Origin of the sequence: Bradyrhizobium australafricanum (genome assembly GCF_020329495.1) — a bacterium.
Classification (GTDB): Bacteria; Pseudomonadota; Alphaproteobacteria; order Rhizobiales; family Xanthobacteraceae; genus Bradyrhizobium; species Bradyrhizobium australafricanum.
The window spans coordinates 81813-101349 of sequence record NZ_JAGKJL010000034.1; the positions used below are offsets into that span (position 1 = coordinate 81813).

The window sequence follows — 19537 nt, forward strand, 5'->3', positions numbered from 1 at the left end:
GATCTAGCTGGCCACGATCTTGGCGACGCAGAGCAGGATCACCAGCGCCAGGAAGAAGATATCGATATAGGATTTGATCTCGCCGGCATGCCTGAGCGCGGTGACATCGGCGACGATCTGCCTGCGCGAGGCGACAGCATTGGGCCCCTCGCCGGCCGCCGCGGCGAGCCGTCGCGTCTCGCCCTCCAGGCGCTCGATGCGCTGGAAGAAATAGAACGAGCGCAGCCCGGAAAAGGCGTGCATCGCCGCATAGACCAGGACCAGAATTGCGACCGTCGCGCGCTGCTCGTACTTCTCCAGAAGGTTCAGCGTGAAATAGACCAGCCCCAGGAACACGAAGTTGGAGACCACACGGTAGGCGTAGCTCGCAAAGATCATCAGGCGCTCCGGGTAAGGCAAGCTCGCAGCCGCGCGATTGGGGGAAAGCGGTCGGCTTCGGTCGGCAACACCAAACCGGTAAGGCCATGCATCCGCGAATCTACCTGACCGGTGTTACATGACCGCATCGACCTGCACCTCCACGTCACCCGCCTGCACTCGTCGGACCTGCCCCCGGAGACACGGGCCGGCATAGCCGGCGAGCGGCCATGCTCCGAAAAGTCCAGCGATTTCAAGGATCAGCTGAGGTATGGTGCGCTCGGAGGGCGGTCGCATTTGTTGTGATTTCAATAGCTTGCCGATACGGCCGAAAGAATTAGGCGCATTTCAGGCCCATAAGTGCCTTTCAAGGCGGACGCCAAACCTGCGCCAAATCGGGCGTGCCTCCCGCCACGTGTTCCGCCGCCGCTATCCGCCGGATCGAAAAGACGTCGTCCGCGACAGTGGCTCATAAGGTGGTGGCGGTTTCAATAATGGTGCTACGCAACCATAGGTGAGCGGGCACATCGTCAAAGCGCCGATGCCAGCTCATCACACTGTGCAGAACCGGAGCATCAAAGGGCAGCTCCCTGATCTCGATCGGATAAGCGCGGCGGAACTCCATCGCCAGCTTGCGTCCGAGGATGGCGACAAGGTTCGATTGCACCAGAACCGCCCCTGCGGAGAGATAGGGCACGTCGGAGGCGACAAAGCGGGCGCTCTTCCGTGCCTTCAAGAACGTATCCACAAACTCCAAATTCTCCCCGCTCGAGCTGATCCCTAGATGCGGCAGTTCGGCAAGCGACGCCGCCGTCAACCTCTTACGTAGCGCGGGATGTCCGCTCCGGAGCACCGCCACAAAGCGATCCTCGACGAGCTGCTGCGAGGCGAACCGCTCGCCTTCTATGGCCCGCCCCGACAACGCAAGATCGAGCTCGCCGCGGTCCAATCGATCCGTGAGATTCAGGGTCCCGCTGGGCACGAGTGACAGTCGCACAGTCGGTGCTTGTGCGCGCACCGCGGCCAGGATCGGACCCACCGCAACCACGGCTGCATAGTTGTTCACCGCAATCGTGAAGCGCCGGTCCGCGGTCGAGGGATCGAAGGTATCACCCTCGACCGCGAGCTGCAGCTCGTTGAGCGCCTTGCGAACGGGAAGCGCGAGCTGCTCGGCTCTGGGGGTCGGGCTCATTCCCGCGGGCGTGCGGACAAAGAGCTTGTCCTTCAACGCATGACGCAGCCGGTTGAGCGCGTGACTGACGGCAGGCTGGCTGATGGCGAGACTGTCTGCGGCGCGCACAACGCTGCGCTCGCGCAGCACCGCGTCGAACACCAGCAGCAGATTGAGATCGAGGTTGCGGAGTCTCATGGGTCAGAATGCACAGCGTGAATTGGCGGATTATGTCAATTCATTTGAATAATATTTCTGCCGCGGCCAACTTCAAGTCCATGTCAATACGCTCACCACATGGGATCGCCGCGCGAACGGCACGCACCGCCACAAAAGTGATGGTTGCGGTCCTGGCCGGACCGGATGCCCCCCTCGTTGCGACGCCTGCGGAGCTGCCGCGCTGGCGCCGGCTGACGCCGCTCGCCCTGTGGTCCACCGTTTCCGTCCGCGATAGCAGTCCCGACGAAATCTTGCGCTGCGTTGCCGCTGAGGTCGCCCGACAAGACGTAGAGGCTCCACAGGTGATCCTGCTTGGAGAAGGCAAGGCCGCCCGCACGGCGCTCGAGTTGGTGCTGCGGGGAACTCTCGACTGTGCCGGCTTGCTCGCGATCGCGGTCCACTGTGCGCCGCTGCCGTTTCGCATCGTTCCCACCGCTGCCGCCGTTCGGCTGGTCGTGCGACGTGAGAATTGCGCGGATGCGCCTGAATTCCTCATCACCACGCTGCAAGCCACCGACATCGACGCGCGGATCGTCAGGCTCGATCCGCCCGCGGCAAAAGTGGCGCGAGCCGCGGCGAGCGCTGCCGAGACCTTCGTCCTGGAACTGGTCGCGAATGCCGGCCGCCAAAGCCGTCATCATGGAGTGTGAAGCAATGCCATCCAGAAAGACTCTTCTCCTCGTCACGGTTCTCCTTATCGGAGCCGGGGGCGGCGCGTATTTCCTGCACAGTCCCGCGCCAAGCCATGCGGCTGAGCCCGCGGCCCCACCGCTCGTTCCAGTGACGGCCGCCCATGTGCACAAGGGCGACGTGCCCATCGTGATCGAGGGGCTCGGCACCGTGACGCCCATCAACACCGCGACCATCCGCACACAGGTCCAGGGCACACTCGAGAGCGTGAACTTTGTCGAAGGCAAGGACGTGAAACGCGGCGATGAGCTGGCGAAAATCGATCCCCGCGCCTTCGAAGCGCAGGTCGACCAGGCAGAGGCCGCCCTCGCCCGGGATCAGGCGGGCCTGAAGAACGCGCAGGCCAACTTCGCGCGGACGCAGCCGCTGGCAGCGCGCGGATTCGCCACCCAGCAACTGCTCGATACGCAGGATTCGCAGGTCGCGCAGGGCAAGGGCACGGTCGAACTCGACAAGGCCGCACTGGAGGCTGCCCAAACGCAGTTGAGCTACACGACAATCACCGCGCCCTTCAACGGGATCACCGGCATCCGTCACATCGATCCCGGCAATATCGTACACCCGACCGATGCGACCGGCCTTGTGATCCTCACGCAAATGCAGCCGATCTCGATCATCTTCACGCTGCCGTCGACCGACATTCCCAACGTGCAGAAAGCGATCGCATCCGGTGAGGCGTCGGTCGACGCCTATGACGCGGCCAACACGCACAAGCTCGACCATGGCAGCCTGATGCTGATCGACAATCAGGTGGATGCATCGACCGGCACGGTGCAACTGAAGGCGTCTTTTCCCAATGAGAAGAAAAACCTCTGGCCGGGTTCGTTCGTCAACATCCATCTCACCATCGCGATCCGCCACGACGCCGTAACCGTGCCGCTGACGGCTGTTCAGCAGGGACCAAGCGGCACCTTCGTCTACGTCGTCGATGCGAACCATGTCGTGAACGCGCGCGAAATCAAGGCCGGCCAGTCACGCGAGGACAAAGTGCTGATCGACCAGGGCCTGTCCGGAGACGAGACCGTCGTCACCGCCGGTCAGTACCGGCTGAAGCCCGGGACATCGGTCGAAGTCGTACCCGACAATCGCAAGGACGTGGTCCAGAACGCCACCACCGCAAGCGCAGGTATGCTGCCATGAGCATCTCCCAAGGCTTCATTCGCAAACCTGTCGCCACCGCCTTCCTCGCGATCGGCATCACGCTGATCGGCTTGGTTGCCTTCGTCCGGTTGCCCGTTTCGGCCCTGCCGTCGGTTGACACGCCGACGATCCAGGTCACCGCGCAGTTGCCCGGCGCCGATCCGCAGACCATGGGCTCGTCGGTTGCCACGCCGTTGGAGCGCCAGTTCGGGCAGATCGCAGGCCTGACCGCCATGACCTCGTCGAGCGGCTTCGGCAACACCGCGATCACCCTGCAATTCGCGCTGAACCGCACCACCGACGCGGCCGCACAGGACGTCCAGGCCGCGATCAATGCGGCCGCCGGGCAATTGCCGAAAACCATGCCGTCGCCGCCGATCTTCCGGAAAGTCAACCCGGCCGACGTCCCCGTGCTCCTGATCGCACTGACCTCGGACACCGAACCGCTCACCAAGGTCGACGACTATGCCGACAGCATCCTGGCGCAAAAACTGTCGCAGGTGCCGGGCGTGTCATTGGTCACGATCGGCGGCATGCAAAAACCCTCGATCCGCGTCCAGGTCAATCCGGCAAAGCTTGCCGCGGCCGGCATCGACCTCGAGCAATTGCGCTCCACGCTCGGCAACATCACCGTCAACCAGCCGAAGGGCGTGCTCTACGGCAACGAACAGGCCTACACGCTTGCGACCAATGACCAGGTGCTCAGCGCGAAGGGCTATGAAGATCTCATCATCGCCTATCGGAACGGCGCACCGGTGCGGCTGCGTGACATCGGCCATGCCGAAGTCGCGGCAGAGGACGTGACGCTGCAAGGCTGGTACAACGACAAGCCGTCGGTGATCCTCGCCATTCAGCGGCAGCCGGGCGCCAACGTGATCAGCACGGTGGACGGCATCAAGAAGCTGCTGCCGCAGCTGGTCGCAGGCCTGCCCTCGGATGTCAAGGTCACGATAGCATCGGACCGAACGCAGACGATCCGCGCCAGTCTTGACGACGTACAGTTCACGCTGCTCTTGACCATCGCACTCGTGGTTGGCGTCATCTTCCTGTTCCTCCGGAATTTCTGGGCCACCATGATTCCCGCGATTTCGGTGCCGATCTCGCTGATCGGCACGTTCGGCGTGATGTATCTCTTGAACTACAGCCTCGACAATCTGTCTCTGATGGGTCTTTCGATCGCGGTCGGCTTTGTCGTCGACGATGCCATCGTCATGATCGAGAACATCTCGCGGCACATCGAACGGGGACTGTCGCCGCTGCAGGCCGCCCTGAAAGGCGCCGGCGAGATTGGGTTCACCATCATCTCGATTTCGGTGTCACTGGTTGCGGTGTTCATTCCCCTGCTCTTGATGGGCGGTGTGATCGGACGGATGTTCCAGGAGTTTGCGGTCACCGTGTGCGTTGCGATAGCAGTCTCCGTCATCGTGTCCGTGACGTTGACACCGATGATGTGCGCCTATCTGCTTTCGGATCACGGCGCCGGCACAGGCGTGGTTTCGCGGACGCTGGAGCGTGGATTCGTCGCGATACAGCGCGGCTACGAAGCCGTCCTGTCCGTTGCGCTGCGATTCAAACTCGCGACCCTGACGGTCATGCTTGCGAGCCTCGTGGCAACGGGCGTGCTGTTCGCAGGCATACCGAAGGGGTTCTTTCCCCAGCAGGATACCGGCATGATCACCGGCATCACGGAAGCGTCGGCCGACGTCTCACCGAAAGAGATGGCGGAGCTGCAGCGGAGCGTGATCGATGTGATCGCAAAGGACCCGTCGGTCGCCAACGCTACGGGTTATATCGGCCCGGGCGGACCTACCGTGACCGAGAATAACGGCCGCCTGTTCGTGCTGTTGAAGCCGCGGAACGAGCGCCAGTTCAGTGCCGACGAGGTGATCCGGCAGCTCGATGCCAAGCTCGCCAAGCTCCAGGGGATCGCCGTGTTCATGCAGGCGACGCAGGACATTAATCTTGCCAGCCGCCTGTCCAAGACCCAGTACCAGTTCACGCTCACGGATGTGAACCAGGACGAGCTGAACAGCTGGGCCGGCAAGCTGTTCGAGGCATTAAAGAAGCGGCCGGAACTCGCCGACGTCGCCAGCGACCAGGCCAACGCCGCGCGTCAGCTCAAGCTCAAGATCGACCGCGATGCCGCCTCTCGCCTCGGCATCGATCCAGCGGCGGTGGACAACACTCTCTACGACGCCTTTGGCCAGCGCCATGTCGCCCAGCTCTTCACCACGTTGAACACCTACTACGTGATCCTCGAGGTCGATCCGTCGTTCCAGTCCGGCCCCTATGCGCTGAACCGCATTTACGTCCGCTCGTCGAACGGATCGATGGTGCCGCTCAGTCAGTTCACGACCATCGAGTATGGCTCGGCGGCGCTGGCGGTGAATCATCAAAACCAGTTTCCGTCGGTCACGCTGAGCTTCAATCTGGCGCCCGGCACGGCTGTGGGAACGGCAGTTGCCGCCGTACAGCAGGAGACGGCCGCGCTGCATATGCCTTCGACCATCGCGACGAGTTTCCAGGGCAACGCTCAGGCTTTCCAGTCTGCGCTCGCCTCGACACCGGTCCTGATCCTGGCTGCGATCGTCGCGGTCTATCTGATCCTTGGCATGCTCTATGAGAGCACGATCCATCCAATCACGATCCTGTCGACGCTGCCGTCTGCGGGGCTCGGTGCGCTCATGGCGCTCTGGACCTTCGGCTTTGGGCTCGACGTCATCGGGCTGATCGGGATTATTCTCCTGATCGGCCTCGTGCAAAAGAACGGCATCATGCTGATCGATTTCGCACTCGAGGCCGAGCGTCACAGGGGACTTTCGGCTGAACAGTCCGCGTTGGAGGCCTGCAAGGTCAGATTCCGTCCGATCCTGATGACGACCATGTGCGCGATGCTCGGAGGCGTTCCGCTGATGATCGGCACGGGGACCGGATCGGAATTGAGGCAACCGCTCGGCTTCGCGATCGTCGGCGGCCTGATCGTTTCCCAGCTGTTGACGCTGTTCACAACGCCAGTGGTCTACATTTATCTCCAGAACGTCAGCGACTGGTTCGCACGTAAAGGCACGATGCATCGCGCCCCCCTTCCCGCCGTCAAACCGGAGCTTGCAGGATGAGCGCCAAGACAAGGGATGGCAGGGGGACTCGGAAGGGCACGCCGTTCGCCCGCATGAGCATCGTTCCCCAGCTCTCGGCCGCGTTTTGGACTTGCTGGCTTCTCGCGGCCATGGCTGGCGAGATCGCGGGCCATGCACTCAATCCTATCTACCTTCACCGCTCGGGAAGAGTGATCGTCGCGCTTATGATGTGCTTCCTTGGGATGTCGATATTGCAGGGCGCGACCCGGCGGCTTCCGTGGCTGATCTTTTGGTCCTTCGCATTCTTGCTAAGTCTATTGGCTGCGGTGCTGGCAGAGGCAACCGACATCTCGATGGGAGTCGGCGACATCGGCGCGATCCTACTCATCGCCATCCTGCTCATCTTCTCGTTCGTGATCTGCTATCGCCTCACGGGAGATCTGCCGGGGCCGACGAACGATTCCAACGTCCGCGGCTTCTTCTGGGCCGCGGCACTGCTCGCCCAAACCCTCGCCAGCGCATGCGCGGACTGGATCAGCGACCCTGGCGGTCCGTCGGAGCGCTTAGCTATCGCCGTGATCGCGCTTGGCGTCGCAGCGACCATCGGGCTCCATTCATGCACGCGCATGCCGCGCTCAGTATTGTTTTGGTCCGCTTTCGTCCTGTCGGGGACCGGGGCCGCATTCGGAGGACAGGTCGTTCTGAGATCAATCGGATACAGCACGCAAATGTAGCAGCAAGCTGGCGCCAACTGCCATCAATTGCCCGACGCGTCCTATCATCCGAAAGAGCCTCACGCCATCAGCAACAGGTGCGACCAAGTCGCCAGCTAAGCGCTGCTTCGATAGCATCGCGTCGCGCGCCTTGGGGAGCATTGGCCCAAAGAGGGCTGCCACGAATACGAGAGCAACGCTCGGACACACAATCAAACACGCAGATTAACGGACCAGCATCCGGCATTCTGCGCGGGATCGCGAAAACACATTTCTTATCAATGACTTATTTGGTGCGCTCGGAGGGCGGTCGTGTTTACCGTAACTTCAAAGGCTTATCGAAGAAGTCGAGATGGTCGGGCGCATTTCCGACGGCTGGAGTGCTTTTGGGCACGCCACCTTACCGAACTAGCACGGCCTGGCCCCATCAACTGAGTAGCGGATTTCTACTCCGCGGGTTGCAGGTTCGAATCCTGACCTGCCGGGATCGCCAGTCATTTCAACGCGATGCGCGCTCTGGCCTCAGAATTCCAGTGTCGCATCGTGTATTGGGGAAACCCCTTTAATTTCAGGCTTTCCCGTTTAGTACCGCCGAGTCGAAAGTACACGGATGAGACACGGCGCTTCCGTGTTTGTTCTTCAACAGACCCGCGCACGAGTCTGCCGGGATCACCAGCAGCACAAACGATCAAAAGCATTTGTGGGGAGATACCGGGCGAGAAGCCGGCGGCGATTTGCCTGACCGCCAATCTGAAGCCGCGCTGCGCCCTCCTAGGGCAGTGGCCGCACCAGCAGACGCCCCCGACACGGTCATCGGGCGCGTCGGGGCCGCATTCCAAGCTCGCGCCGTCGGGCGCGCTGACAACGGAAGCAAGAAAGATGACTTCCAGCGTTGCCCCCCGTTCCGCGCCTAAGCAGAACCATTAGGGATTACCCCCGCCCTCGGCTCGCCGAAAATGACAGAAAAAAACTCAGGCAATGCCCTTCGCTATCTCGCGCTTTTTCATGCTGCGATGCCATACAATAACGGCAGCGGCCTTGGCGCGGGGAACGCCAAGGCCGCTCTAAACTCCCGGTCGGGGGGCAACCTATCGCGGGAGCTTATGATGACTCCCGGCATTGCCCCTTGTTCCTGGTGCGTCACCCCACCCGCAGATTTTCGGCGGATGTTTTTCCGCGATTGTCCTTCGCTTCGTAGCTGACTTTCGCGCCCTCATTTAGGCTGCTCAGCCCCGCCCTTTCGACCGCAGAAATATGCACAAAAACATCCTTCCCTCCGTCATCGGGTTGGATGAATCCGTAACCCTTCGTCGGGTTGAACCACTTCACAGTACCTGTAGCCACAGACAAAACTCCCTTTGGTCCTAATGCGGGAAACCTAAGCGCTGAGCGTCAGGTCCCGCAAGGATAAAGAGGCGTGGAGAAGCAGCCCCAGGGCTGGAAGAACAGGGCGCCGCCGGGATGCTGCATTTCAAGCCCGGCGGCGTAGTTTCCTCGGGAGGTTAGTCGAGGCGCAGCCGACTGGTGTCATTCGAGCGGCAGAGAAAGCGCCGGCAGCGGCTTATTGCCCTGCTCGCAACCCGTTCGCCCCTTGAGCGGTAGAGCCGGCGTTGAGGCATCCGCGGCAGTCCGGCCCATGAAGTGGGTCAGATTAACGCCCGATGACCACTCCACATAACCAACGACCGCAAAGGCAATCGCTGCCACGATGACAATACTGAGCACTGAAGCGGCGGTTGCTGCCGGCAAGCTCTGGCTGCTAAAAAACGGCATCACGATTCTCCGACACCGAGCTGCCACCCGCCCATGCGTTAGACCAACTCACGACGATCAAGTGTGAATGGCCTCACATATCACGCGCACTTGATGCGTCATTGGTATTTACCGGCAAGATCGTGCGTGGTCGCATTCAGCCGATGAACAAGAAGGCTTGGGCGGCCAAGTTCAAGAAGTACGCGGTCCTGGCCGGCGTCAACGAGCCGAAGAAGAGCTGCCATGGGGTCCGTAAGGCGCGCGCCGAGGTGGCCGCCTACGCCGACTGCACCGAAAGCCAGATGATGGCGATGTTCGGCTGGACGGATCCGAAGATGCCCGCGCACTACATCGCCCAGGCGAATCGGGAGAGGCTCGGAATCAGTGGAATGGAGAAGATCGTTACTTTCGATCAGAACCAGCTGCCAGACGACCGTTCGGGATCCGAGGCAAACAGAGCGCGAACACCGCGCCGGAACGGAGTGGTAACATTCCCGGGTAACATCCGGAAAAAAGTTCAATAATTTCAATATGAAATGTGGGTTTGTGGTGCGCTCGGAGGGACTCGAACCCCCACGGTGTTACCCACTGCCACCTCAAGGCAGCGCGTCTACCAATTCCGCCACGAGCGCTTGGGATACCGGATGGAACCCCGAAGGCACCGCCGGATCGACGGGGCCATGTAACAAATCACGGATGCAGGGACAAGGCGATTAATGCGGGAATTAACTGCGAACCCCGGGAGATTTCGGCAGCATTTGCTTGACCTCGACCGCAATCCGGTTGCGGTCGACCAGGACCACGCCGCTGGCCACCGGCAGGTTGTTGGCGAGGATCTTGACCTCGTCGGCCTCGGTGGCATCCAGTTCGATAATGGCGCCGCGGGATAGCCGCATGACCTGGTGAATCGGCATCGTGGTGGTGCCGAGGACCACCATGAGATCAACGCTGACTTTATCGAGGGTGGGCACTTCTGAACCGCCGAACGGGAACTAGATTGTGGGTTCAACTGACCACGTTAGGGTTAGCTAATGGTTAACGACCGCCAAAGCCTCGATTTGACGACCTTTGCGCGCCCTTCAGGCGGCGAAGCGGTCGAATGGCGGCTTTCAGACCGCGCGGTGCCCTACCCCGATTCGCTCGCCGCAATGGACGATCGGGTGGCGAAGATCGCGGCGGGCTCGGCCCCCGAACTGGTATGGCTGCTGGAGCACCCGCCACTGTATACCTCCGGCACCAGCGGCAAGGCCGACGATTTGCTCGCGCCGCACTTTCCGACCTTCCAGAGCGGACGCGGCGGCCAGGTCACCTATCATGGCCCGGGCCAGCGCGTCGCCTATGTGATGCTCGACCTCAAGCGGCGCCGGCCCGATGTGCGCGCCTATGTCGCCTCGCTGGAAGAATGGATCATCCGCACCCTCGCCGCCTTCAATGTCCGCGGCGAGCGCCGCGAAGACCGCGTCGGGGTCTGGGTGCGGCGCCCGGAGAAGGGACCGGACCATGAGGACAAGATCGCCGCGATCGGCGTGCGGCTGCGCCGCTGGGTCTCGTTCCACGGCATCGCAATCAATGTCGAGCCTGATCTTGCGCACTTCCGGGCCATCGTGCCCTGCGGCGTGGTCGATCCGCGCTACGGCGTCACCTCGCTGGTCGATCTCGGATTGCCGGTCACGATGGCCGATGTCGACATCGCGCTCCGGCAGGCCTTTTCCGAGGTGTTCGGCGACACCGCAGCGCGCCTGCCGGAAGCGACGTCATAGGCTTCACGCCGCCTTCTGCGGCGCGACCTCGAGCTTGCCGGCGATGTAGCGGCGCTCCTGGGTGAGGCCGCCGAAGCCGTAGGCGTCGCCCTTCACCTCATCGACATGGGCATAGCTCTCGGTGTGGAGCGGCCCGAGCAATTCGCCCATCCGCTTGAACAGCGCCGCAAGATAGGCCGCCTTCTCGTCCTTGGTATTGGTGCCCTCGGTGACGTGGATGTCGAGCCAGTAGCTCGCGAGCCCCTGCTCGGCGAGCGACTTGCCGTCCGCGAACCAGTCGGCCGCATCGGCGGACTTCACAATGATCGCGGTGACCTTCGGATCCTTGTGCAGAATCCCGGCGGTCAGGTCCGACACGGCGGCGGCGATGTCGGATTTCAGCGACGGCCTCTCGCGCAAGGTCGCGTAGGTGACGGTGATGAGCGGCATGATCGGTCTCCTTGAATCCGGTTGGCGCGGGTCAATCGCGCCTCCTCTAGCTAGACCTTCGCGCATCATCTTGGTATCTTATCTAGATTGATAGCAATGATAACGATAATTGATCATGACCGCCACGCTCGATATCCACACCGTGCAGGCCTTCCTCCTCGTCGCCGAGCTGCAAGGCTTCACCCGCGCCGCCGAGGCGCTTGGCACCACGCAAGCGGCGATCAGCATGAAGTTGCAGCGGCTCGAAACGGTGCTGGGCAAGCGGCTGGTCGAGCGCTCGCCGCGCGCGGTGCGGCTGACCGCCGACGGCGCGGCCTTCCTGCAGCACGCCCGCGCGCTGATCGAGGTGCATGATCGCGCGCTGGCCGGCGAGAAACCGGCGCGGCAGCAGCTCACGCTCGGGATCAGCGATCACGCCGCGGGCCCGGAGCTGGTGCCGTTGCTGGAGCGGCTGCACGCGATGGCCTCCCAGCTTACCCTCTCCGTGACCATCGGCTTCTCGCGCGAAATGCTCGATGCTTACGATGGCGGCGAGCTTGACGCCGTGATCGTGCGCCAGGAAGGCAGCCGGCGCGGCGGCGAGAAGCTGACCGAGGACGAATTCGGCTGGTTCGCCGCCGAACGCTTCGTCTGGCCGCGCGGCGATGCGCTGCCGCTCGCGACCCTCGCCCCGCCCTGCGGCGTGCGCGCCCTCGCGGTGCGGGCGCTCGACAAGGACGGCATCGCCTGGACCGAAGGCTTCGTCGGCGGCGGCGTCACCGCGGTGGTGGCGGCCGCGCTTGCAGGGCTTGCCGTCGCGCCCCTCGTCCGCCGCATCGCGCCGCCCGGCCTGGTCGATATCGGCCCTGCTCACAAGCTGCCGCGGCTCGGCACGTCGAAGGTGATGCTGCATTCGAAGGTCAGCGATCCCGCCAAGCTCGCGGCACTCAGGACGCTAGCTGCGACGTTTCGGAGCGTGGCGTCTGCGGCATAGGTTGAACATCGCGGCCGTTCACATCGAGTCTTCGCCTGCCGCCAGTTCGCACATGACGAACCAGTAGGTCAGGCCGGCGACAAACCCGGCCACGGCGAACAGGCAAACCAATCCGGATGTCCAGACAGCCGGAGATCGTAGAAGGACAGTGATGCTCAACGCGCCGATCGCCGCGCCTGCGCAGGCGAAAAATCCCGCGGCCCTGATATGGAACTCCTCACTGAACCAGACGACGATCGCAGTGGGAATTGCTGTGAGCAGACAAGTGATGATGAAGACCGCGGCCGACGGAAGCAGCATCACCACGATACCGTAGAGCAGCCGCGCGACATCGCCGTGCGACGTCATCATCAGAATGGTCTGACCGACGGCGGAAATCACCGCAGTCGCGGCGCCACAGCCCGCAAGCCAACCTCCGAATGCACGGGAACAGGTGCTGCACATCGAGGCCTCCTCACAGGATCGCATCGAACGCGCTGCGCAAGGATTCGTGACGGAACACAAAGCCGTTGCTCAGCGCCTTGTTCGGCAGCACGCGCTGGCCGCCGAGCAAGAGTTCGTCGGCGAAATCGCCGCCAACGGCGCGGAGCAGCGCCGCCGGCACGCGGAAGATCGCCGGCCGGTGCAGACGGCGTCCGAGCTCCTCGGTGAATTTCATGTTGGTCACCGGGATCGGCGCGGTCGCGTTGACAGGACCGGACAGTTCAGGTCTCGCAATCACATGCGCGATCAGACGCACGAGGTCGTCGCGCTCGATCCACGACATCCACTGCTTGCCCGAGCCGAGCGGGCCGCCGAGGCCGAACTCGAACGGCGTCAGCATCCGCGTGATGAAGCCGCCATCGGTGCCGACCACGAGACCGATGCGCAAATATGCCACGCGCACGCCGTGACCCGCGGCCGGCTTCGCCGCATTCTCCCAGGCCTCGCACAATTCGTGACTGAAGCAGGCATGGGATTTCGCCGACTCCGTCAGCACCTGGTCCTGCCAGAGCCCGTACCAGCCGATCGCGGAGCCGCTCACGAGTACCGACGGCTTGCGTTCGAGGCGCGCGATCAGCTTGATCACGTCAGACGTCATGTCGATACGTGAGGCGATGATCTTGCGGCGCTTGGCCTCGGTCCACAGGCCGTTGCCGATCGGCTCGCCCGCGAGATTGACGATGGCGTCGATCCCGTAGTCGGCGGGCAATTGGTCGAGGCTCGTGATCAGCGTCACCGGCGGCGGCAGCATGTCGGCCTTTGCCGGATTGCGGATCAGCGCAATCACCTGATGGCCGGATGCGGTGAAGCTCGCGACCAGGCGGCTGCCGATGAAGCCGGTGGCGCCGGTGACGAGCACGGTCTGCCGCGCCGGCAATTTCTCGACCAGCGTCGCGGCCGGCACGCTGGCCATCCGTCCAAGGCGTCTGGCCGCGGCAAAGTCGCGCGCGCCGAACAGCGCGACGCCGAAGGCCGCAGCCGTCGCGAACAGACTTAACGGACCCGCATAGGCCGGCGCGACGGCGGTCGGCAGCATCGCCCAGCCGATCAGGACCGGCACCAGCAGCACAAGGATGGCGCCGTAATTGATCGCCAGCAGCGTGTGATTGATCCGCTCGCTCGGCGGCAGCTTTCGGCTCAGATCCTCCTCGACGAAATCCATCAAGGTGATGACGACCTCGACGACGAGGACGGCCATGATCGCGATCGCAAGGATGCCGTGCACTTGCAGCCAGCCGAGCACGAGGAACAGCAGCGCATAGAGCATGTTGCGCACGCTGTGCAGCTGGAGCTCGTGGCGCTGCGAGGGACGCCAGGCCAGCCGCTCGGTGAATTCGTGGTGATAGAACGTATCGAATGCGCCCATCGCAATCTGGATGGCGACAAGCGTCCAAAGCAGCGGCGTCATGGCGTGGCCTCCCTGAACACGGCGGACTGACGGATCAGCCTGCCGAAACGCGGGTGGATGATCTCCAGCGTGAAGCGGAAGTCACCGCAGCCGAGATCGGAATGGGTCCCGGTGAGATCGCCCGGCGTAAGCCATTCGGGCAGCGGCAGGCGAAACGGACCGAGTTGCAGCGAATAGCCGACGCTGCGAAACACCAGCGCCTCGTGCTCGACCGCGATCCGCAGCGCCATGCTGACGCCGAAGCCGACATATTCCTCGAGCCCGGTCGAACCGGCAAAGCGCTTGGCGGAATGAATCACCTGCGGGAAGCCGTCGCGGCGCGCGCAGATGCGGGTCCAGACCTGGCCGCCGCTTGCCGCGTCCTCGGTGACGGTGACGATCATCGGCACGCGCGTTTCAGTGCCGGTCGGGAATGGTCCGCCGATCAGCCGTGCGGCCTGCGCCAGCCACCAGCCGATGCGGCTGCACGCCGCCTCCTCGACCTCGCCGACATAGACGACGGTGTTGCCGTCTTCAAACCGTTTCGAGAAGCGCCGCCAGATCGCAACCGGCAGGCGGCCCCAATCCTCGTCCGACAACAATGCGCGGAAGCGATGGTCGTCGAGCAGCTTTGTATCGGAAGCCGGCGCTGTCCTTAAGGTGGATATCCTTGCTGACGCCATCGCACGCTCCCGTTACGCCGCCGCCTTTATTTGGCCCTGCCCGTGGGCAGGAAACTCACGATCTTCTCGCCGAGCTTGATCAGCGCGACCAGGCGCGGCCGCGGCACGTTCAGCATCTGCGTGTACCAGCGGTCGACCAGCTCGGTGAATGTCAGCATCTCCTTCAGCCGCTTGCTCGCGAGCGGGCTGATCGCGGGATCGTCGGCCGCGTCGGAGACGCAGGCGCGCAGCGCTGCAAGCGCGGGATCGATCTCGCGCTCCTTGCGCCCCGCCGCGATCCTGGCCGCGACCTCCCAGATGTCGGTCTCGGCCTCGAAGTGGTCGCGGCGGTCGCCAAGGATCGGCACCCGCCGGATCAATCCCCAGGACAACAGCTCCTTGATCGAGTTGGAGACGTTGGAGCGCGCCATGCCAAGGGTGTCGGCAATGTCCTCCGCCGTCATCGGCGCCTCGGCGAGGTAGAGCAGCCCGTGGATCTGGCTGACCGAACGGTTGACGCCCCATTCGTCGCCCATGTCGCCCCAATGCAGAATGAAGCGCTCGACGACGGCGGGAAGTTTTTTCTTAGCGGTTATTTCTGTCATGACAGAAATATCAGACGGTTCGGAGCGGAAGTCAAGGCCATGCGGTCGACAACGGCGCACGAGACATGGCAGGTCTCCTGACCTATCCGCGCCCCAGCGAATGCCGTGCATCCCAGGTGAGGAGTTTTCCTTTGTGGCCCCCGAGCTCTTCGTCCAAGTTGATCCGGGTGGATGTTTTTGGGCCGTGCACCGGGTCGCCCGCGTCACGGCCGCAATGGAGATTGCGCATGCCAGCGTCCGACAAGGAGTTCGTTGGATCCATTCCAGAGCTTTACGACCGGCTCCTCGTGCCGATGATTTTCGAACCCTACGCACGCGATCTGGCGCAACGTGCCAAGGCTCTTGGCCCGCGCGACCTGCTTGAGACGGCAGCTGGCACCGGCGCCGTCACCCGTGCGCTGTCGTCCGCGCTCGGCAGCGACACCAGGATCGTGGCGACCGACCTGAATGAGCCGATGCTCGAACGAGCGAAGTCACAGATGCCAAGCGGGACCGCAATCACCTGGCGGCAGGCCGATGCACTGAACCTGCCGTTCGACAATGCGAGCTTCGACGTCGTCGCCTGCCAATTCGGCGCGATGTTCTTCCCCGACAAGCCCAAGGGTTATTCGGAGGCGCGCCGCGTGCTGAAGCGGGGCGGCCGTTTCCTGTTCAGCATGTGGGGTCGCATCGAAGACAACGAGTTTGCCGACGTGGTGACCCAGGCATTGGCGGAGGTCTTTCCGGCCGATCCGCCGCGCTTCCTGGCGCGCACGCCTTATGGCCATTACGCGGAGGACCCGATCCGGGCCGACCTTGCAGCCGCGGGCTTTGGCAAGATCGAGATCGACGACGTCCGGCTGCTAAGCCGGGCCAATGCGCCTCATGATCCTGCGATCGGCTTTTGCCAGGGATCACCGTTACGCGGCGAGATCGAGGCGCGCGGCGGTATCGGCCTTGATGCCGCGACCGAGCACGCCGCGTCGGCGATCGCGCGCCGCTTCGGCAACGGCGCGATCGAAGGCCGGATTCAGGCGCTGGTGATCTCAGCGGTCGCGTAACGACGCGCTTCAGATCGTGGGCAGGACCGAGAACCGCTCCCCTGCCCGGCGCTGGTTCAAAAGATCGGAATTGCCAGATGCGGCGTGCACGGCAGCGACGCGCGCCGAGAACGGACCGCGGCCACATGCCGTGATCATTTCAGTGACGACGTCGTCGGGGCCGGCGAACACCGCCTCGACGCTGCCGTCACGGCGGTTGCGGACCCAGCCTTCGAGGCCGCGCGCGTTTGCCTGCTCGTCGACCCAGGCGCGATAGCCGACGCCCTGGACGCGGCCGCTGATGGTGACGTGGCGGATCACACCGCTCATTTCTTCAGACCGAGAAACTCGCCGCTGCGCGCCTTGGTCTCCGCCTCGCGCATGACGCGGCCGGTCAGTTCGGACGAGGCGATACCCTTGAGGTTCTTCGGCGAGGTGCCTTCGCGCAGCGCCTTCAGCGTCTCGTAGACGGCCTGGGTTGCGGCCGCGAATGGCGCGTGGCCTTGCAGCGCGATCCTGACACGCCGGCTTGCCAGATAGTCGAGCGCGGTCATCTCCTCCGGCGCGCCGCCGAGCACGATCGGCAGTGTCGTCGCGGCCGAGAGCGCCTCCAGCTCGCCACGCGATTTGATGCCGGTGAAGAACAAGCCATCGACGCCGACCGCCTCATAGGCCCTGGCGCGTGCGATCGCATCGTCGAGACCGGTGATCGAGACGGCACCGGTCCGGCCCAGGATGACGAGCGACGGATCGCTGCGGCCGTCAAGCGCCGCCTTCATCTTGCCGACGCCTTCCTCCAGCGAGATCAGCTGGGTCTTGGCCTGGCCGAACGCCTGCGGCAGCAGCGTGTCCTCGATGGTGAGGCCGGCCGCGCCGGCGGCCTCCACCTCCTGAACCGTGCGGCGGACATTGAGCGCGTTGCCGTAACCGTGGTCGGCATCGACGAGCACCGGCAGCGTCGACGCACGCGACATGCGGCGTATCTGCTCGGCGAATTCGGTCAGCGTGATCAGCGCAATATCGGGATCGCCGAGCACGGCGAGCGACGCCACCGAGCCGCCGAACATGCCGAGCTCGAAGCCGAGATCGTCCGCAATCCGGATCGAGGTCGCGTCATAGACCGAGCCCGGGCGGATGCAGGTCGATCCGGTGAGAATCGATCGCAGGGCTTCGCGGCGTTTGCGGAAGGCCATTTGCTATGTCCTATTCTCCGTCATTCCGGGGCGGTGCGAAGCATCGAACCCGGAATCTCATCTCGCTCTCAATCTCGAGATTCCGGGTTCGCGCGTACCGCGCGCCCCGGAATGACAGGGTTACGCGAACTCCAGGATCAGCGCGTCGACCGCGAGCGTGGCGCCGGCGGCGGCGTGGATCTTCTTCACCGTACCGTCGCGCTCGGCGCGCAGCACGTTCTGCATCTTCATGGCTTCGACCACCGCCAGGGTCTCGCCGGCCTTGATCTCCTGCCCCTCGGTCACCGCGATCGACACCACGAGACCAGGCATCGGGCACAGCAACTTCTTGCCGGTGTCGGCGGCCGAGACCACCGGCATCAACCGCGCCGAGGTCGCCTCGGTCTCGGTGAAAACATAGACCGGGATCTCAAAACCCTGATGCGCGAGGCGGAAGCCGTTGTTGATCGCCCGCACCTGCACGGCGACGAAGTTGCCGTCGATGGTGCCCTGCCAAACCGGATCGCCCGGGACCCAGCTCGATATGAGGTTATGAGGGTTGCCCGGCAGCCCGTCGGCGCCGATGAAGCGCACTGCAATCGCGTCACCCTCGCGCGCCACGTCGAGCGCGATCTCGGCGCGGTCGAGCCACACCGCGCGGCGGCGCTCGCGCAGCACCACGCGGCCGCCCATCTGGCCGGAGATCTGCCGCTTGCGCTCGCCCAGCACGTGATCGATGGCGGCACCGACCGCGGCCAGCCGCCGCGCGATCTCGCCCTCGGGCGCGCGCGCCGAAAACCCTTTCGGGAATTCCTCCGCAATGAAGCCGGTCGACAGCCGGCCCTCGCGCCAGCGCGGATGGTTCATCAAGGCCGACAGGAACGGAATGTTGTGCCGGATGCCGTCGACATAGAAGGCGTCGAGCGCGGTCGCCTGCGCCTCGATCGCCGCGGCGCGCGACGGAGCGTGGGTGACGAGCTTGGCGATCATCGGATCGTAATGGATCGAAATCTCGCCGCCTTCCTGCACGCCGGTGTCGTTGCGGATCGTGATGCCGTCATGGCTGGCCTCGGCCGGCGGACGGTATTTCACCAGGCGCCCGATCGACGGCAGGAAGTTGCGGAACGGATCCTCGGCATAGACGCGGGATTCCACCGCCCAGCCGGTCAGCGTCACGTCCTTCTGCGCGATCGCGAGCTTCTCGCCGGCGGCGACGCGGATCATCTGCTCGACGAGATCGATGCCGGTGATCAATTCGGTGACGGGATGCTCGACCTGCAGGCGGGTGTTCATCTCCAGGAAGTAGAAGCTCTTGTCCTGGCCTGCGACGAATTCCACGGTGCCGGCCGAATCGTAGTTCACCGCCTTCGCCAGCGCGACGGCCTGCTCGCCCATCTTGCGGCGGGTGGTCTCATCGAGCAGCGGCGACGGCGCCTCCTCGATGACCTTCTGGTTGCGGCGCTGGATCGAGCACTCGCGCTCGCCGAGATAGATCACATTGCCATGCTTGTCGCCGAGCACCTGGATCTCGATGTGCCGGGGATCGACGATGAATTTCTCGATGAAGACGCGGTCGTCGCCGAACGACGATTTCGCCTCGGCCTTGGCGAGGTTGAAGCCTTCGGCGACTTCCGCCTTCGAATGCGCGATGCGCATGCCCTTGCCGCCGCCGCCGGCGGAGGCCTTGATCATCACGGGGTAGCCGATCTCGTCGGCGATCTGGACGGCGTGCTTGTCGTCCTCGATGACGCCGAGATGACCCGGCACGGTCGAGACTTTCGCCTTCGCCGCGGCCTTCTTGGATTCGATCTTGTCGCCCATCGCGGCGATGGCGCCGGGGTTCGGACCGATGAAGACGATGCCGGCGGCTTCCAGCGCGCGCGGAAACGCCTCGCGCTCGGACAGGAAGCCGTAGCCGGGATGCACCG

At 63.7% G+C, this 19537-nt stretch carries 21 protein-coding genes and 1 tRNA gene; 8 read left to right on the top strand and 14 right to left on the bottom strand.

Annotated elements, in window-relative coordinates; all coding sequences use genetic code 11:
• Window positions 1-3: 3 nt before the first annotated feature.
• Window positions 4-378 carry a hypothetical protein gene (locus tag J6525_RS27255; RefSeq protein ID WP_225646959.1) on the bottom strand — a complete coding sequence of 125 codons (375 nt, stop codon included), beginning with the start codon at window positions 376-378 and terminating at the stop codon, window positions 4-6.
• A 448-nt stretch (window positions 379-826) separates the two neighbouring features.
• Window positions 827-1726 (bottom strand): LysR family transcriptional regulator, encoded by a 900-nt coding sequence (locus J6525_RS27260; RefSeq protein ID WP_092078350.1) that lies wholly within the window; start codon window positions 1724-1726, stop codon window positions 827-829.
• Window positions 1727-1734: 8 nt separating this feature from the next.
• Between J6525_RS27260 and J6525_RS27265 the strand changes: the two genes are divergently transcribed.
• The 4 genes from J6525_RS27265 to J6525_RS27280 are packed head-to-tail and all read left to right on the top strand — an operon-like array spanning window position 1735 to window position 7388.
• The gene (locus J6525_RS27265) at window positions 1735-2397 is read left to right on the top strand and encodes a hypothetical protein (RefSeq protein ID WP_225646960.1); all 663 of its coding nucleotides are present in this window, start codon (window positions 1735-1737) and stop codon (window positions 2395-2397) included.
• A complete protein-coding gene (locus J6525_RS27270; protein ID WP_225646961.1) occupies window positions 2363-3577 on the top strand; it encodes an efflux RND transporter periplasmic adaptor subunit in 1215 nt (404 codons plus the stop codon). The genes J6525_RS27265 and J6525_RS27270 overlap by 35 nt, the downstream gene beginning before the upstream one ends.
• Window positions 3574-6693 (top strand): efflux RND transporter permease subunit, encoded by a 3120-nt coding sequence (locus tag J6525_RS27275; protein WP_225646962.1) that lies wholly within the window; start codon window positions 3574-3576, stop codon window positions 6691-6693. The genes J6525_RS27270 and J6525_RS27275 overlap by 4 nt, the downstream gene beginning before the upstream one ends.
• Window positions 6690-7388, top strand: coding sequence for a hypothetical protein (locus tag J6525_RS27280; protein WP_225646963.1), 699 nt, complete (start codon window positions 6690-6692; stop codon window positions 7386-7388). Before J6525_RS27275 ends, J6525_RS27280 begins: the two co-directional genes overlap by 4 nt.
• A 1119-nt stretch (window positions 7389-8507) precedes the next feature.
• On the opposite strand, the gene J6525_RS27285 is transcribed toward J6525_RS27280, so the two are convergent.
• Both J6525_RS27285 and J6525_RS27290 read right to left on the bottom strand, forming a co-directional pair.
• Window positions 8508-8711: a cold-shock protein gene (locus J6525_RS27285; RefSeq protein ID WP_028336518.1), complete on the bottom strand. Its 204-nt coding sequence runs from the start codon at window positions 8709-8711 to the stop codon at window positions 8508-8510.
• A gap of 183 nt (window positions 8712-8894) precedes the next feature.
• Window positions 8895-9140: a hypothetical protein gene (locus J6525_RS27290; protein ID WP_092088920.1), complete on the bottom strand. Its 246-nt coding sequence runs from the start codon at window positions 9138-9140 to the stop codon at window positions 8895-8897.
• Between the two features lie 101 nt (window positions 9141-9241).
• On the opposite strand from J6525_RS27290, the gene J6525_RS27295 reads away from it, so the two are divergent.
• The gene (locus J6525_RS27295; protein WP_176937161.1) at window positions 9242-9643 is read left to right on the top strand and encodes a site-specific integrase; all 402 of its coding nucleotides are present in this window, start codon (window positions 9242-9244) and stop codon (window positions 9641-9643) included.
• 23 nt (window positions 9644-9666) lie between these two features.
• On the opposite strand, the gene J6525_RS27300 is transcribed toward J6525_RS27295, so the two are convergent.
• Both J6525_RS27300 and J6525_RS27305 read right to left on the bottom strand, forming a co-directional pair.
• Window positions 9667-9751, bottom strand: a tRNA-Leu gene (locus tag J6525_RS27300).
• Between the two features lie 93 nt (window positions 9752-9844).
• On the bottom strand, window positions 9845-10090 hold the full coding sequence (locus J6525_RS27305; RefSeq protein WP_021080574.1) for a FliM/FliN family flagellar motor switch protein: 246 nt from the start codon (window positions 10088-10090) through the stop codon (window positions 9845-9847).
• 60 nt (window positions 10091-10150) lie between these two features.
• On the opposite strand from J6525_RS27305, the gene lipB reads away from it, so the two are divergent.
• Window positions 10151-10879: a lipoyl(octanoyl) transferase LipB gene (gene lipB, locus J6525_RS27310; protein ID WP_092088922.1), complete on the top strand. Its 729-nt coding sequence runs from the start codon at window positions 10151-10153 to the stop codon at window positions 10877-10879.
• Between the two features lie 3 nt (window positions 10880-10882).
• On the opposite strand, the gene J6525_RS27315 is transcribed toward lipB, so the two are convergent.
• Window positions 10883-11308: a tautomerase family protein gene (locus J6525_RS27315; RefSeq protein ID WP_225646964.1), complete on the bottom strand. Its 426-nt coding sequence runs from the start codon at window positions 11306-11308 to the stop codon at window positions 10883-10885.
• 115 nt (window positions 11309-11423) lie between these two features.
• Here J6525_RS27315 and J6525_RS27320 point away from each other — a divergent pair, with 115 nt between their 5' ends.
• Entirely contained in the window at window positions 11424-12281 is an 858-nt protein-coding gene (locus J6525_RS27320) for a LysR family transcriptional regulator (protein ID WP_225646965.1), read from the top strand.
• 18 nt (window positions 12282-12299) lie between these two features.
• On the opposite strand, the gene J6525_RS27325 is transcribed toward J6525_RS27320, so the two are convergent.
• The 4 genes from J6525_RS27325 to J6525_RS27340 are packed head-to-tail and all read right to left on the bottom strand — an operon-like array spanning window position 12300 to window position 15418.
• On the bottom strand, window positions 12300-12725 hold the full coding sequence (locus J6525_RS27325; RefSeq protein ID WP_176937162.1) for a hypothetical protein: 426 nt from the start codon (window positions 12723-12725) through the stop codon (window positions 12300-12302).
• 10 nt (window positions 12726-12735) lie between these two features.
• Window positions 12736-14172: a TIGR01777 family oxidoreductase gene (locus tag J6525_RS27330; protein WP_225646966.1), complete on the bottom strand. Its 1437-nt coding sequence runs from the start codon at window positions 14170-14172 to the stop codon at window positions 12736-12738.
• Window positions 14169-14834 carry a DUF4166 domain-containing protein gene (locus J6525_RS27335; protein ID WP_092088929.1) on the bottom strand — a complete coding sequence of 222 codons (666 nt, stop codon included), beginning with the start codon at window positions 14832-14834 and terminating at the stop codon, window positions 14169-14171. The genes J6525_RS27330 and J6525_RS27335 overlap by 4 nt, the downstream gene beginning before the upstream one ends.
• A gap of 26 nt (window positions 14835-14860) precedes the next feature.
• Window positions 14861-15418, bottom strand: coding sequence for a GbsR/MarR family transcriptional regulator (locus J6525_RS27340; protein WP_092088931.1), 558 nt, complete (start codon window positions 15416-15418; stop codon window positions 14861-14863).
• Between the two features lie 227 nt (window positions 15419-15645).
• On the opposite strand from J6525_RS27340, the gene J6525_RS27345 reads away from it, so the two are divergent.
• A complete protein-coding gene (locus tag J6525_RS27345; RefSeq protein ID WP_092088933.1) occupies window positions 15646-16458 on the top strand; it encodes a class I SAM-dependent methyltransferase in 813 nt (270 codons plus the stop codon).
• 9 nt (window positions 16459-16467) lie between these two features.
• Here the strand turns inward: J6525_RS27345 and J6525_RS27350 are convergent, their stop codons facing one another.
• From J6525_RS27350 to J6525_RS27360, 3 genes are all read right to left on the bottom strand, one after another.
• The gene (locus J6525_RS27350) at window positions 16468-16767 is read right to left on the bottom strand and encodes an acylphosphatase (RefSeq protein WP_028336455.1); all 300 of its coding nucleotides are present in this window, start codon (window positions 16765-16767) and stop codon (window positions 16468-16470) included.
• Window positions 16764-17630, bottom strand: coding sequence for an isocitrate lyase/PEP mutase family protein (locus J6525_RS27355; RefSeq protein ID WP_092088935.1), 867 nt, complete (start codon window positions 17628-17630; stop codon window positions 16764-16766). The genes J6525_RS27350 and J6525_RS27355 overlap by 4 nt, the downstream gene beginning before the upstream one ends.
• 120 nt (window positions 17631-17750) lie before the next feature.
• Window positions 17751-19537, bottom strand: a 1787-nt coding sequence (locus J6525_RS27360) for an ATP-binding protein (protein WP_225646967.1), incomplete at its 5' end; no start/stop codon positions are given.